This is a genomic window from Bartonella sp. AP7XZML, assembly GCF_042195745.1.
Taxonomy (GTDB): Bacteria; Pseudomonadota; Alphaproteobacteria; order Rhizobiales; family Rhizobiaceae; genus Bartonella.
The window spans coordinates 194,678-209,645 of sequence record NZ_JBHIOT010000095.1; the positions used below are offsets into that span (position 1 = coordinate 194,678).

A 14,968-nucleotide genomic window follows, 5' to 3' on the forward strand; every position below is an offset into this window, starting at 1 on the left:
CGAATTTTCTATCCTGTTCGAATCTCGCGTCCCAAAACAGCAAAAACCGTGTTTAAAATACCCATAGCGTCAAGTCCGACACGTGAAAGAACTTTTTCTGGTGAACCATGATTCAAATATTCATCAGGAAATTTTAGTGTACGAACTTTCAAACCATGCTCTAAGAGCCCTTCTTGCGCTAAAAATTGTAATATGTGCGCTCCAAATCCACCGATTGCCCCTTCTTCAATTGTCACCAATACCTCATGCTCACGTGCCAAACGACGCATCAAATCTTTATCTAAAGGTTTTGCAAACCGTGCATCTGCAACCGTTGTAGACAATTCTTCAGCCTCCAACGCATCAGCAGCTTGCAACACTTCTGACATCCGCGTTCCAAAACAAACCAAAGCGATCCTATTTCCTTCACGCAGAATACGGCCTTTTCCAATTTCTAATAACTCACCACGTTGCGGTAAATCTATACCAATACCCTCACCACGTGGATAACGAAAAGAAATTGGTCCCTGATCATAAGCTGCAGCTGTACGAACCATATGCATCAGTTCAAGCTCATCAGAAGGTGCCATAACCACAAACTCAGGAAGAGTGGCTAAAAAAACAATATCAAAACTTCCAGCATGTGTTGCACCATCTGCCCCCACAAAACCTGCTCGGTCAATAGCAAAACGTACCGGTAATTTTTGAATTGATACATCATGAATAATTTGATCATAAGCACGCTGTAAAAAAGTAGAATAAATTGCAACAAAAGGCTTATACCCTTCACAAGCAAGTCCTGCCGCAAAAGTTACGGCATGTTGCTCAGCGATACCAACATCAAACATTTTTTCAGGAAATTTTTTCGCAAAAGAATCAAGACCCGTCCCTGTTGGCATCGCTGCTGTTATGCCAACAATCTTATCATCATGGCGAGCTTCTTCTATTAAAGCCTTAGAAAATACCTTGGTATAGGGTAGAATATTACTTGATGCTTTAACCTGTTTTCCTGTCGTAACATCAAAACGATTAACACCATGATATTTATCAGACGAGGCTTCTGCAGGTGGATATCCCTTTCCCTTGTGTGTGACAACATGCACCAAAACAGGACCATTAGGATATTCACGAACATTTTTAAAAACAGGCAATAAATGCCCCAAATTGTGCCCATCTATGGGTCCAACATAATAAAAGCCAAGCTCATCAAATAAAGTTCCCCCGACCAAAAGTCCACGCGCAAATTCCTCTGAACGACGTGCCTTATCCAAAAAAAACTTTGGCAATTTTTCGCTCAATATCTTTACGCGTTCACGCAAATGACGATAAGAAGGACGAGATACTAATCGTGCAAGATGTGCGCTCATAGCACCTGTAGGTGGTGCGATAGACATATCGTTATCATTAAGAACAACAATCAAGCGTGCATCCAAAGCACCAGCATTGTTCATTGCTTCATACGCCATGCCCGCAGACATTGCACCATCACCAATGACAGCTATGATATTGCGTCTTGTCTCTGCTTTCAAAGCACTTGCCACCGCCATGCCAAGCCCCGCTGAAATAGAAGTAGACGAATGCCCCGCTCCAAATGGATCATACACACTTTCTGAACGTTTTGTAAAACCAGATAATCCGCCCTCCTGACGTAATGTGCGAATTTTTTCTCTACGCCCCGTTAAAATCTTGTGTGGATAGGTTTGATGACCAACATCCCAAATAATCCTATCCTCTGGTGTATTAAAAATATAATGTAATGCAACAGTGAGCTCAACAACACCAAGTCCCGCCCCAAGATGACCACCTGTTACAGAAACCGCATCAATTGTTGCGGTCCGCAACTCATCAGCCAACTGTACCAAATCAGACTCAGGTAATGCCCGCAAATCTTGCGGAAAACAAACACGGTCAAGCAATGGTGTTAAGACCTGAGACAAAAAAAATCCTTCCTATTATCTTAACTCAAGAAAATACAATGATAAAAATATATCTTCTCTACTCTTTTATTTACAGTTTTGCATCTTTTTTACTGAAAATGCTCTTTTCTATTTGAGATGAGCTATAATTTCCTCATTTTTAACTTATTTTATAAAAAAGAAATCAATAAAACTTTCTGTTTATAAACTAAGGTTATTGCTTCTCTTAAGTCCCACAATAAATATCCAAAAAGATTTAAATTATTTAGCATCAAGTGGTTCCACTCCTTCTGGAAAACCTTCTTCTGAAAGCTGGATTTTTTCAACTTTAGCTTCAGCAACTCTTAAGAGTTTTTCACAATGCTTTTTAAGCGCTTCACCGCGTTCATAAATATCAATGGATTGTTCCAAAGGCACATCGCCACGTTCCAAATTTTCGACAATAACTTCAAGTTGCTTAAGCGCTTGCTCAAAGCTTAAGGTCGTAATATCCCCCTCTTGTATCTCTTTTTTCATATGAACCTCAAAAAATATCTGTTCTGGATATACGAACTCCAAAACCTTCCAAATCTACATAATGATGCTCTTTAGAAGCATAAACAATAACAGAGCCTATTCCTAAATATTTTAAAATTTGTGATCCTAAACCAATTTTGCGCCATTCTTCTTCGCGTGCAATCGCCTGCACATGGTTTTCTGAACTGTTTCTTGTCATGTTTTGAATACCAACAGTTGATTGTATAACAGATCCTTCACGCAAATAAATAAATACGCCACGTTTTTCTTTTTCCATCATACGCCGCATCATCACCATAATATCTGAAGTTTGACAAAAAACGTCACTTATAATGTTTTCATGATGTAAATGCACAGGAATATTCTCACCCTCACGGACATCACCAAAAACAATTGCAATATGCTGAACGACTTCCCAAGGGAGTTGATAACTTTGAACAATAGCGGGACCTACGAATGTTTCAATAGGCATTTCTCCAACATGCTTGATCAATATTTCCTTACGTTGGCGGTAAGCAATTAAATCTGCAACCGTTATAATATGCAACCGATGTTCTTGCGCAAATTTCATAATCTGATCGCCATGTTTAACGCTTCCATCATCATTAACTAACTCACCGATAACACCAACCGGCGGCAAATTAGCTAATTTACATAAATCAACAGCGGCCTCCGTGTGACCTGAACGCATGAGCACTCCCCCTTCATGCGCAATTAAAGGAAAAACATGCCCTGGACGAACAAAATCATCCGCACTTGCATTTGAATTCGCAAGATTACGTACAGCTAATGTACGGTCATGCGCTGAAATTCCTGTTGTTATGCCGTGTTTAAAATCAACAGTAACCGTAAATTGTGTCCCATGTGCAGAGTTATTATCTGGTACCATAGGAGAAAGATTAAACCGTTTTGCTTCTTTTTTTGGCATAGGTGTGCACACAATACCTGTTGTGTGACGAAGAATAAACGCCATCTTTTCTTCTGTACAATGCGCTGCAGAAACAGTTAAATCACCCTCATTTTCACGGTCATCATCATCTGTCACCACAACAATTTCACCGCGTTCAAAAGCTTTAAGTGCAGAAACAATTTTTTTTTCATCATACGCCATTGTTCACCTTTTCAATCACCCAACTTGACCGCGATGTCTTAGATAATGGTCAGCAATAGCACAAGCAACCATCGCTTCACCAACAGGAACGGCACGAATCCCAACACATGGATCATGACGTCCCTTTGTTATAACGTCTATATCATGACCATCAACATCAATGGAACGACGAGGTGTTAAAATTGATGAAGTAGGCTTTACAGCAAAACGCGCAACAATTGGCTGTCCACTCGATATTCCCCCTAAAATACCACCAGCATGATTGGATAAAAAAAGCGGTTTTCCATCATTTCCCATTCGCATTTCATCGGCATTTTCTTCTCCCCTCAAGCGGGCTGCCGCAAAACCATCACCAATTTCCACACCTTTTACCGCATTAATCGACATAAGTAACGAGGCAATATCTTGATCAAGCTTTGCGTAAATAGGGGCTCCTAAACCTGCCGGAACATTTTCTGCAACGATCTCAACAATCGCACCAACAGATGTCCCCTCTTTACGGAGTTTACTGATATAGTCACTAAAAATGTGAACCATCTCTGCATCAGCTGTAAAAAAAGGATTATTATCAACCTCTGACCAATCCCAACGATCACGATTAATATTATGAGGACCAATTGCTATCACTGCTCCTCGTACAATCAAACCAGGAACGATTTTACGAGCAAATGCACCTGCTGCAACACGTGCTGCCGTCTCCCGTGCAGAAGCACGTCCCCCGCCTCGAAAATCACGAATGCCATATTTAATATCATAAGTATAATCCGCATGTCCTGGACGATACTGATGAGCAATTGCTCCATAATCTTGAGAGCGTTGATCTGTGTTTCGAATCAACAGAGAAATTGGTGTACCTGTTGTCACCAATGTCGTTCCATCGTCTTGAACAACAACTCCTGAAAGGACCTCTACTTCATCTGGTTCTCGGCGCTGCGTTGTGTATTTTGATTGTCCTGGCTTGCGTTTATCAAGATAAGCTTGAACTTCTGCAAGAGTAAAAATAATTCCAGGTGGACAACCATCAATGACACAACCAAGAGCAGCACCATGACTTTCACCCCATGTTGTTACACGAAACAAATGACCAAATGTATTATGCGACATGAAAAAAGATCCATTTCTCTGTCAAATATATACAACGATAACGTATGTTGTGTGCTATACACAAAACAGCTCTTTTCTCCCAAATACTCTTGGACACCTTAAATTTGGTCAAATTACTGCTGTCTAATAAAATCTTATAAACCAAACTTTATTCTTTAACGACAGAAATGTCTGGTGCATCAACTGCCTTCATACCTATGATATTATAACCCGAATCGACATGATGGACTTCACCGGTAACAGAACGAGACAAATCTGAAAGAAAATAAAGCGCAGAATCACCAACCTCTTCAATTGTTACCGTACGACGTAATGGAGCATTATATTCATTCCATTTTAAAATATAACGAAAATCACCAATACCAGAAGCCGCTAACGTTTTAATTGGTCCAGCAGATATAGCATTAACACGAATATTTTGGGGACCTAAATCTACCGCTAAATATTTCACGCTCGCTTCAAGAGCGGCTTTGGCAACCCCCATTACATTATAATTGGGAACAACCTTTTCTGCACCATAATAGGTTAGTGTCAAGATTGAACCACCATCTGGCATCAATTTTTCTGCACGCTTCGTTAGAGCTGTTAGGGAATAAACGGAAATATTCATGGTCATCATAAAATTTGATTCGCTGATATCAATATAACGACCACTTAATTCATCTTTATCAGAAAAACCAATAGCATGAACTAAAAAATCAAGTTTTCCCCATTTCTTCTCTATTTCTCTAAAGACCGTATCAATAGAGACACTGTCAGAAACATCACAATGTCCACAAACAAATCCCTTTAATTCTTCAGCCAAAGGCTCGACACGCTTTTTCATTGCTTCACCCTGATAGGTAAAAGCAAGCTCTGCCCCTGCGCTACTTGCCGCTTTAGCGATTCCCCAAGCGATGGAGCGATTATTGGCCAACCCCAAAATTAAACCACGCTTACCGTACAATAAACCATTACCCTTAGCCATCAGCACTGCCCCATTGTTACTTAAAATTAGTATTATTCACCTGCCTATGACACAGGTCAACTTTTTCTTCAAGCAATTGGTTTAAAATCAAACAAAAACTACGCTTTTATATATAAAATTTTTAAAATTAATCTTGTTGCATTTGCAAAAACTGTTCTAGTGCGGCGGCATTTTCATCTCCCGGCAACATAATGCGAACATGCACATAAAGATCATCTCTTGTACCATTTTTTAAACGAAGCCCTTTCCCTTTCAACCGTAAAACGCGATCAGAACTTGACCACGCAGGAATCGTTAAAACCACACGCCCCTCCAACGTCTCAACTTCTTCTTTTGCTCCCAAAACAGCATGTTTAAGAGAAACTGGTAAATCAAGATGGAGTGCTCTTCCTTCAACCCGAAAACGAGGATGTTTTTGAATCTGAATGGTTATTAACGCATCTCCTGCTTGCCCGTGAGGTACCTCTTCTCCCTGACCTTTTAAACGAATAGTCTGTCCGTCTTCAATATAATCTGGCAGTTTAATTTTTAACTTTTTTCCATTTGGAAAAACAGCTTCCACCTTTTCTGCGCCAACCATCTGCTCTAATGTTATGGCAAGATTAGCACGAACATGTGCTCCTTGTTGGGGACGGTTATAGTGTGTGGAATTCGAAAAGCTACCTCCTCCTCCAAACAGATCCCGAAAAATATCACTCGCATCAAAACTTGCACCACCTGAAGAGGAAAAATCAAATCCCTTTGCTCTTCTTGAAAAGGGATTTTGTTTATTGCTAAAATTTTCACCAGCACCATAGGCTTGATAAAGCGGTTTTCCTTCCATATCAATTTCACCGCGGTCAAATTGTGCCTTTTTATCTTTATCACCTATAATTTCATAGGCTTGATTAATTTCAGCAAATTTCTCTTTAGCCTTTGTATCATCTTTATTATGGTCTGGATGATATTTCTTCGCTAATCTTCTAAATGCCGATTTAATCTCTTGCGATTTTGCGGTACGTGCCACACCCAGAATCGTGTAGGGATCACGCATATTGCCCTCTTTTCAATTTCTTCGTTTTCAAAATATCAACTGATACGTTGTTCAATATCCCTTATAGCTTCATTAGTCTATTCTAGAGAATAATTTCTTCTTTTCTCTTTATATGTCTATCAATAAACTAAAATACCAGATAAAATGAGACATTTATTTAATATAGCTCCTTGTAGTCTATGCTAAAGTAAAAAATAATTAAACTACCATAGAAATACACGATAGCATTGGCTTTTTGAAAATAAGAAAAAATAGTACTGTAACGCCTTGATGATAAAGTAAATGAGAAAATGCCTCACCCATGCTCACTGATATTTGGAGAAACTATGAGCACAAAAATACCAACAGATGATCATTTTATGAAAATGCAAAAACCTTTTGAACTTTTCGCAAAGTGGCTTGAAGAGGCAACGATAAGTGAAATAAATGATCCGAATGCTATGGCATTAGCAACAGTTGACGAAACAGGACTCCCTAATGTTCGTATGGTTCTCCTCAAAGACTACAGTCCCCAAGGATTCGTCTTCTATACCAATTATGAAAGCTGTAAAGGACAAGAAATTTTAAAATCAATGAAAGCATCCTTAGGTTTTCATTGGAAATCACTCCGTCGTCAAGTCAGAATTAGAGGAATCGTTGAAAAAGTAAGTCAACAGGAAGCCGATGCCTATTTCCAATCGCGACCACGTGGTAGTCGAATTGGTGCATGGGCCTCTAAACAATCTCAACCTTTAGACAATCGTTTTGTGCTCGAAAAAGCAATTGCTCAATATACTGCGCGTTATGCTCTAGGCAATATTCCACGACCACCTTATTGGTCTGGGTTTCGTGTTAAACCCCTTTCTATAGAGTTCTGGTGCGATCGCCCATTTCGTTTACATGATCGTTTGCTTTTTACACGGGATTGTGTTGAACACAGCGATTGGAAAAGACAAAAACTTTATCCCTAATCCTTCAAACTTCATCGTTATGAAGATTTTTTCTTCGCAACAATTAAACAAATATTTTTTATTCGAAAAATTCTAAAAGAAGATGATTTATTTTATTTAAATAGAAGAATTTTATTTTCACTGTAAAGGTTAATTGGTGATATTTTCTACTGTATTGCTTAAAAATAGATTAGCAACAAGCTTATTAAAAAAAACATACTGTATTCAGTAGAAACTATGATTTTAGCTAACTTATTTTTAGACCGCAGGATAAAATATCATCCATATACCCCCACATACTAAACCAGCAAAAATCACAAAACCAATAAGCGAATTAGATTTGAAAAGCCTGAGGCATTGTGAACTGTCATCTATATCAATGACTTTAATTTGAATAAACATATGGATACTTGCCACAAAAATCCCCAAAAAACTAAGAACAGGAACTCCAGCTAAATAAAATGCTAGACTAACGAACATCACAAAACCACCATACAAAAATACTAAAGCACGCTTGGTTGCTTTACCAAAAAGAAGAGCCGTAGAACGGACACCAACAGTAATGTCATCTTCTTTATCTTGATGTGCGTAGATTGTGTCGTATCCTATGGTCCACAAAATTGATCCCACATAAAGCAAGATTGGTGCCCAGCTTAAACTTCCAAAGACAACAGCCCACCCCATTAATGCCCCCCAATTAAATGCAACGCCTAAAAAAAACTGCGGCCAATATGTTACGCGTTTCATAAAAGGATAAAATGCAACAGCTATCAATGACGAAATACCTAGAAAAAAACTAAACCTATTAAATTGTGATAAAACGACTAAACCAACAAAACATTGCACAAGGATAAAAACTCTCGCTTGAAACCGACTCACATGACCTGTTGGCAATGGGCGAGAACGTGTCCTTTCTACCTGAGCATCAATTTTATGGTCAATAAGATCATTCCAAGTACATCCTGCCCCTCGCATAGCAATAGATCCCAGAAAAAAAAGAAAAAGATACCAAACCCAATGAAGAAACATTGATAAAAGAGTATCGTAATGCATGTTATAAGAGAAAAAAGCCATTGTTGTTGACCAAAAACAAGGCCACATCAACAATTGCCAACCGATAGGTCGATCCCAACGCGCCAATTGCGCATAAAACCATAAAGAACGGGGAAGGAAGCTGTAGACCCATTGTTTGGAAGATGCATCCATAACCCGTCCTTGGCTATCATAGGACTGAACATGCGCGATATTTTTATTTTTTTTCATCAAATGATTTACCTTTGGTCTTGCGATAGAGACATTTCATTCTTATGAGAAGGGGATGAGATTAATTATCTTTTATGAGAGGAGCAAGCAATGAATATTCTTCTTATTGGCTCAGGTGGACGAGAACATGCTTTAGCATGGAAAATAGCAGCATCACCACTGCTAACAAAGTTATATTGTGCTCCTGGAAATCCTGCAACAACAGAATTTGGTGAAAATATTAATTTAAACATTGATGACCATCCCCTTGTTATTGATTTTTGTAAGGCACATTCTATTGATCTTGTAATTGTAGGACCAGAAGCACCCTTGGTGGCGGGTATAACAGACTCTCTTAATAGCGCTAACATCTGTGTATTTGGTCCTACTCAAAAAGCTGCTCAACTAGAAGGTTCAAAAGCCTTTACAAAAGATTTATGTCGGAAGAATAACATTCCTACAGGAAGTTACCAATGCTTTAATGATGCCTCTAAAGCTAAAGCTTACATTCAGCAACAAGATGTTCCCATTGTTATTAAAGCTGATGGCTTAGCAGCTGGCAAAGGTGTCGTGGTTGCAACAACTATGGAAGAAGCGTTTAACGCAGTTGATGCCTGCTTCAAAAGTACATTTGGAGATGCAGGAAACAAAATTGTTGTAGAATCTTTTCTTGAAGGTGAAGAAGCAAGCTTCTTCTGCCTTTGTGATGGTAAAGTTGCTCTTCCTTTTGGATCTGCTCAAGATCATAAACGTGTAGGTGATGGGGATACTGGAGCAAACACCGGTGGTATGGGTGCTTATTCACCAGCGCCCATCATGACCCAAGAAATAGTGAATCGTACTCTCAAAGAAATTGTTGAACCAGCTTTAAAAAGCATGAAAGAAATGGGCGCCCCCTTTAAAGGTATTCTCTTCGTCGGATTAATGATAACGCAAAAAGGACCCGAATTAATTGAATTTAACGTACGATTCGGTGATCCTGAATGTCAAGTTTTAATGATGCGCCTCAAAGATGATATTTTGCCAATTTTTCTTGCTGCATCTCAAGGAAAACTTGAAAATAAGCCTCTTCGGTGGTCTGAAAAAACAGCTCTCACCGTTGTTATGGCTGCTAGTGGTTATCCAGACTCTCCCCAAAAAGGTACTGTTATCCGTAACGTTGATCAAGTAAACACTCTTCCCGATGTGAAAGTTTTTCAAGCTGGTACAGTGTTGCGTGATGGAGAACTCATTGCAAATGGTGGACGTGTACTCAATATAACTGCAACAGGAAAAACGATTACGCATGCACAAAAACGTGCTTATGAAGCTGTTGATTGTATTGATTGGCCAGAAGGTTTTGTTCGTCGAGATATCGGATGGAGAGCCGTTGCGCGAGAAAATTAAATCCTTTGAATATTCTTTTTTTACGATTTTATTATTTTATATAAGAGCATGATACAAAAATTTTCTCACTGTTTTACGTTGACCATAATTTTGAAAAAATAAGTGTGCTTTCCTTTGAACAATCAAATATTGTAAATAGGATATCTACTCATGATAAAATAGGAAAATTTTCTGAATCTGAAGATGTAATATAAAATAATCATTTTACTGTTGTCTTTACTTTAAACGCATTTTCTCATCATTTTTATAAACACTTTCTTTCTTATAAAATCCTGAGGAAAAACGTATATACTATTATTTCTTTTATTTATCGCGTTTTTAGTGAAATTCCGCTTTTACGAAAAATGAAATGCCCAAAAAAGATAGTTATGTTATTCACATACAAATTCTTAAACAATATCTCTCATGCTTATCATCCCATTTTACGACACTACCTGCAAATAGTATAAATCCATTCTGCCAGCTTTCTGGAATAAAAATAAAAACCTATACCATCATTGTATTTTCCAATTCTCAATTTTACGATAACCCTTTCTATCTAAATGATTTTGATTATAAAAGAGAGATGAAATAAGAATATTCTGCAATATTCAAAGCTTTCATTCAACATGGAGAAATGATTTATAAAAAAAATTCAAAAACACTTCCAGTAATCTTCTGGTGTTTTTAATAATGTGGCAAAAACCCAAAATTATACCACAAAAAAACAGTTTCTATTGTTATGAAAACCGTTTTTACCTCTCTGAAAAAAGCGTTTTACATCATCGATTCCTGCTGCCAATGTATGGTGTCAAAAAACTCTCATTTACAATCATTGACTTTCTCTTTGTTTTCAAGAACCAAAAGTCACACCAAATCCCGTCTGTAAAGGTCTGAATTCTCATTAAGCGGGTTCCTCTTGCTTCCCACTCATATGCTGCACTTACACAAAGACCTACAAGCAAACTTAAGAATATTCGCCATATCTTCTAAAAACACTTCATGTGTGAAGTTTACATGCCTTATGTTACCTCCCCAAACAACGATGTTTTACAGCACAACAAGATAAATGCTGACGGTCGTACAAAAATGAATGCATGTTAATTTACTGGAGTGCAATTCGATTCGCAATCACCAAACGCAAGCCTAACGGATTGCTATAACGAAGTAAAAAATGCTTTTGTTTAGAATGTGCTGTTGTACCAAAAAATCGATGTAAATCAGAACGATCTTTTACAACCAGAATGCGATTATCTTCATTGATCATAAGCATGGGAAGGCCATAAGTATCCGCCCATAACCGCCAATCCAGAAGAACATTATTCAAATCTCTGGAAACCAAAAGCGGTATACAAGCTTCCTCATCGGCATGAAGTAATTCTAATGCAACAGCTCTTTCTCCTGAACGCGTTTTTACAGTACGTGCTGCAATTCCTTGAAAATGATAAGGGGGTATTAAATGCGATAAGCTTGAAGGCATATCCGTTTTAAAAGAAACACCACGCTCATTTAACGAACAAATAACCTGATTACCCGTTTTGGATGAAAAATATGTCGTCGTTTGTGGCAAATGGCACGGATCTAACCGAAATTCAAGCACCGCTTTTGCCTGATTAAAGCATTGATTAGCCATATACATTATCCCAATTTATCTTAAATAACATACACCCTTTAGCAGCTTTTTCTCATTGGATTATTAAAAGTTTGAATAAAAAACAACTGGTTTCTTTTTTGGTTATTAAAATCTAAACAAAAATGCATGATCACCATTCTTGAATTATAATACTTTTCCAGGATTCATTATCCCTAAAGGATCGAGTGTTTTTTTAATCCCTTGCATAATATCCAATGCGACAGGCGATTTAAAAGAACGAAGTTCTTCGCGCTTAAGCTGACCAATTCCATGCTCAGCAGAAAATGCACCTCTATAGTCCACCACTAAACTATGAATGCGATGATTCATTGTTGACCATAACTGCAAAAACACTGTCGTATCAGCTCCTACAGGTTGTGTAATATTATAATGTAAATTTCCATCGCCCATGTGTCCAAAACAAATCACCTGTGCTCCTGGAGCAATATCTTCAACAATGAGCGCTGCCTCAGCAATAAAATCAGGAATAGAAGCAAGTGGGATTGCAATATCATGCTTAATGGACCCTCCTGCTAACTTTTGTGCTGATGATATACTTTCTCGTAATTGCCAAAAAAAATCTTGCTGTTTTAAAGATTGCGCAACAACAGCATCTTCTATCACCGCATTCTTTAAAGCTTCTTCTAAAATAGTACTCAATACCGATAACGCCTTATCATTGCCTTGCAACGATGAAATGTTCATTAATACATACCATTCATGTTTCCGCTGAAGAGGAGGCTTCTCACACATCTTATAATCTAAAGCCATTTGCAAACTGAGATTTCCCATGAGCTCAAAACCTGTCAACATCCCTCCTCCATATTCTTGAGCCAGAGATAAAAACTCTAAGGCCTTCGCCGGACTATATAATCCCACCAAAGCAACAGCTTTTCCTTTTATTTTTGGAAACATCTTCAAAACGGCTGCGGTTATAACTCCCAATGTGCCTTCTGCACCAATAAAAAGATCTTTTAAATCATAACCGCTATTGTCTTTTTTAACAAAACGCAAATCATCTAAAATACGCCCATCCGGTAAAACAACTTCTAAACCAAGACAAAGATCACGCATATTGCCATAAGCTAAAACAGCTGTCCCTCCAGCATTCGACGAAAGATTTCCTCCTACTTGGCAAGAACCTTCAGATGCCAAAGAAAGAGGGAAAAAACGACCTGATTCATCCACTTTTTTCTGTAAATCCTGTAAAATAACACCAGCCTCTACAACAACAAAATTTCCCTCAAGATTTATAGCTCTAATCTTATTTAATCGCTCCATGGATAAAAGTACGCTCCCTCCTCCTTCATCTGGTTGTTGTCCCCCCACAAGCCCTGTATTTCCACCCTGTGGCACAATCGGTGTGCGCGTTTTGCTCGCTAACTGCATAATCGATGAGACCTCTGCGCAAGAAGATGGACGTAAAAGTAAAGGTGTTTTTCCATGAAAAAGCCCACGCTCTTCAAGCAAATACGGTGCAATCAAAGCTTGATCCGTTATAGCATGCTTAGCACCAACAATTTCCCTAAACCCTTCAATTAATTCCTGCTCCATGTTCATTTCTCCTTTGGAGCCGCAGCACGTATAAGACGATCATTAATAGCCTCTCCTAATCCGTATGATGGAATAGGTTCTACTGCGATACATCTCACTTTAAATGAATCTAATTCCTTCATATATTGAAATAAATGAGAGGCTGCCTCTTCCAACTTTCCATCTTCGCTAAGGTTTAAAATAGAAACGGCATTTTCAGCCCCCATAACACGCTTTGAACCAAATGCTAAAAGCGCTTCACCATTTTCCACCTTTTCTACATTCAAACGAACCGTAGCATTGGGAGCATAATGCGATTTTAACATCCCAGGAGCTTCAATCGCCGCCCTTTGATCTATCCGTTTTAAAGGCTTCCCCACAACCTCTTCAATTTCATCAGCCGCAAGCCCCCCTGGACGCAAAAGATAAATATTTTCACCACAAATTTTAATAATCGTTGATTCCAGCCCTATTTTAGCAGGTCCTCCGTCCAATATCAAAGGAACAGATTCCCCCAAAGATGCAAAAACAGCCTCAGCTGAAGTAGGGCTAAGACGCCCCGATTGATTCGCACTAGGAGCAGCAAGTGGACGGCCAAAATGTTGTACCACTTCCGCAAAACGACTGTCTGGAAAACGAACAGCCAAGGTATTCAAACCAGAGGTTGTTAAAGGATGGATATTATGCTGTTCCTTTAAAGGCAAAACCAATGTCAAAGGCCCTGGCCAAAATTCTTCTATTAATTGGCGTGAAAGAAAGTCAATTTTAACATAACGTTCCGCCATTTCGATGCCGCTAACATGCGCAATAAGAGGATTAATTTGTGGACGACCCTTTGTAGAATAAATAGAAGAAATTGCCCTCCCATTGGTTGCATCGCCCGCTAATCCATAAACAGTTTCCGTTGGTAACGCTACTAACTTCCCTTGTTCAAGAAGCGCTATTGCCTCTCTTATCGAAGCACTATCGAGTGGTAGAATCGTCATGACACATCATTTCTATAACACTCTTTTAGTGGTGCAAAACTATAACGATGTAATCCTATAACTGGTCCATATTTATCAAGAGCTGTACGATGCGCTAGCGTTGCATAACCTACATGCTTCTCTAAACCATACCCTTTATAAACTTGTCCTGTACATTCCATCATCCGATCACGCGTTACTTTCGCAATAATAGATGCGGCTGCAATTGAAACTGAACGCTGATCGCCCTTAATCAACGCCATTGCAGGACAGGACAACTCAGAAGGAATATCACGCCCATCAACAAGAACATAGTGGGCTGGAATGGCTAATCCTATAATACAGCGACGCATTGCTTCTAAAGTTGCTTTTCTAATATTGGATTGATCAATTGTACGAGCACAAAGACTGGCGACTGAAACCGCTAATGCACTTTGCAAAATTTCATGATAAAGTCTATTTCGTTGGAGAAAAGAAAGTTTTTTTGAATCATTTAACCCATTAGGAATACGATCTTTATCCAAGATAACCGCTGCTGTTACCACAGGTCCAGCGAGAGGCCCCCGTCCTACTTCATCAACACCTGCTATATGAAAAAAACCCTGTTTTTGCAAATCCAATTCGCACGAAAAATTTGGTTGAAGCGGCAAATTAAACATCTTTGATACATCACAA

General features: G+C 38.7%; 13 protein-coding genes. 2 read left to right on the forward strand and 11 right to left on the reverse strand.

Translation table 11 applies throughout. The features are described from left to right. Window positions 1-8 precede the first annotated feature (8 nt). From dxs to ACFILT_RS07870, 6 genes are all read right to left on the reverse strand, one after another. Window positions 9-1,916, reverse strand: coding sequence for a 1-deoxy-D-xylulose-5-phosphate synthase (dxs, locus tag ACFILT_RS07845; RefSeq protein WP_375679850.1), 1,908 nt, complete (start codon window positions 1,914-1,916; stop codon window positions 9-11). Between the two features lie 240 nt (window positions 1,917-2,156). Continuing rightward, complete coding sequence (locus ACFILT_RS07850; RefSeq protein ID WP_375611123.1) at window positions 2,157-2,411, reverse strand: exodeoxyribonuclease VII small subunit; 255 nt, start codon at window positions 2,409-2,411, stop codon at window positions 2,157-2,159. Between the two features lie 7 nt (window positions 2,412-2,418). Beyond that, on the reverse strand, window positions 2,419-3,522 hold the full coding sequence (gene ribB / locus ACFILT_RS07855) for a 3,4-dihydroxy-2-butanone-4-phosphate synthase (protein WP_375679851.1): 1,104 nt from the start codon (window positions 3,520-3,522) through the stop codon (window positions 2,419-2,421). 15 nt (window positions 3,523-3,537) lie between these two features. Next, the gene (gene aroC / locus ACFILT_RS07860; protein WP_375679853.1) at window positions 3,538-4,626 is read right to left on the reverse strand and encodes a chorismate synthase; all 1,089 of its coding nucleotides are present in this window, start codon (window positions 4,624-4,626) and stop codon (window positions 3,538-3,540) included. Between the two features lie 148 nt (window positions 4,627-4,774). After that, window positions 4,775-5,593 carry an enoyl-ACP reductase FabI gene (gene fabI, locus ACFILT_RS07865; RefSeq protein ID WP_273787904.1) on the reverse strand — a complete coding sequence of 273 codons (819 nt, stop codon included), beginning with the start codon at window positions 5,591-5,593 and terminating at the stop codon, window positions 4,775-4,777. 127 nt (window positions 5,594-5,720) lie between these two features. Further along, a complete protein-coding gene (locus ACFILT_RS07870) occupies window positions 5,721-6,626 on the reverse strand; it encodes a DnaJ C-terminal domain-containing protein (protein ID WP_375678963.1) in 906 nt (301 codons plus the stop codon). 326 nt (window positions 6,627-6,952) lie between these two features. On the opposite strand from ACFILT_RS07870, the gene pdxH reads away from it, so the two are divergent. Next, window positions 6,953-7,576 (forward strand): pyridoxamine 5'-phosphate oxidase, encoded by a 624-nt coding sequence (gene pdxH / locus ACFILT_RS07875; RefSeq protein WP_375611119.1) that lies wholly within the window; start codon window positions 6,953-6,955, stop codon window positions 7,574-7,576. Window positions 7,577-7,813: 237 nt separating this feature from the next. Here the strand turns inward: pdxH and ubiA are convergent, their stop codons facing one another. Next, complete coding sequence (ubiA, locus tag ACFILT_RS07880) at window positions 7,814-8,818, reverse strand: 4-hydroxybenzoate octaprenyltransferase (protein ID WP_375628320.1); 1,005 nt, start codon at window positions 8,816-8,818, stop codon at window positions 7,814-7,816. A 90-nt stretch (window positions 8,819-8,908) separates the two neighbouring features. Between ubiA and purD the strand changes: the two genes are divergently transcribed. Beyond that, window positions 8,909-10,183, forward strand: coding sequence for a phosphoribosylamine--glycine ligase (gene purD / locus ACFILT_RS07885; protein WP_375678962.1), 1,275 nt, complete (start codon window positions 8,909-8,911; stop codon window positions 10,181-10,183). Between the two features lie 1,084 nt (window positions 10,184-11,267). Here purD and ACFILT_RS07890 read toward each other — a convergent pair. The 4 genes from ACFILT_RS07890 to ACFILT_RS07905 all read right to left on the reverse strand — a co-directional run bounded on the left by ACFILT_RS07890 (window position 11,268) and on the right by ACFILT_RS07905 (window position 14,952). After that, the gene (locus ACFILT_RS07890) at window positions 11,268-11,795 is read right to left on the reverse strand and encodes a DUF6101 family protein (protein WP_375628324.1); all 528 of its coding nucleotides are present in this window, start codon (window positions 11,793-11,795) and stop codon (window positions 11,268-11,270) included. Between the two features lie 144 nt (window positions 11,796-11,939). Next, complete coding sequence (locus tag ACFILT_RS07895) at window positions 11,940-13,349, reverse strand: FAD-binding oxidoreductase (protein WP_375678961.1); 1,410 nt, start codon at window positions 13,347-13,349, stop codon at window positions 11,940-11,942. Between the two features lie 2 nt (window positions 13,350-13,351). Beyond that, the gene (locus tag ACFILT_RS07900; RefSeq protein WP_375613034.1) at window positions 13,352-14,314 is read right to left on the reverse strand and encodes an L-threonylcarbamoyladenylate synthase; all 963 of its coding nucleotides are present in this window, start codon (window positions 14,312-14,314) and stop codon (window positions 13,352-13,354) included. Further along, complete coding sequence (locus ACFILT_RS07905; RefSeq protein WP_375679855.1) at window positions 14,311-14,952, reverse strand: ribonuclease HII; 642 nt, start codon at window positions 14,950-14,952, stop codon at window positions 14,311-14,313. The genes ACFILT_RS07900 and ACFILT_RS07905 overlap by 4 nt, the downstream gene beginning before the upstream one ends. Window positions 14,953-14,968: the final 16 nt, after the last annotated feature.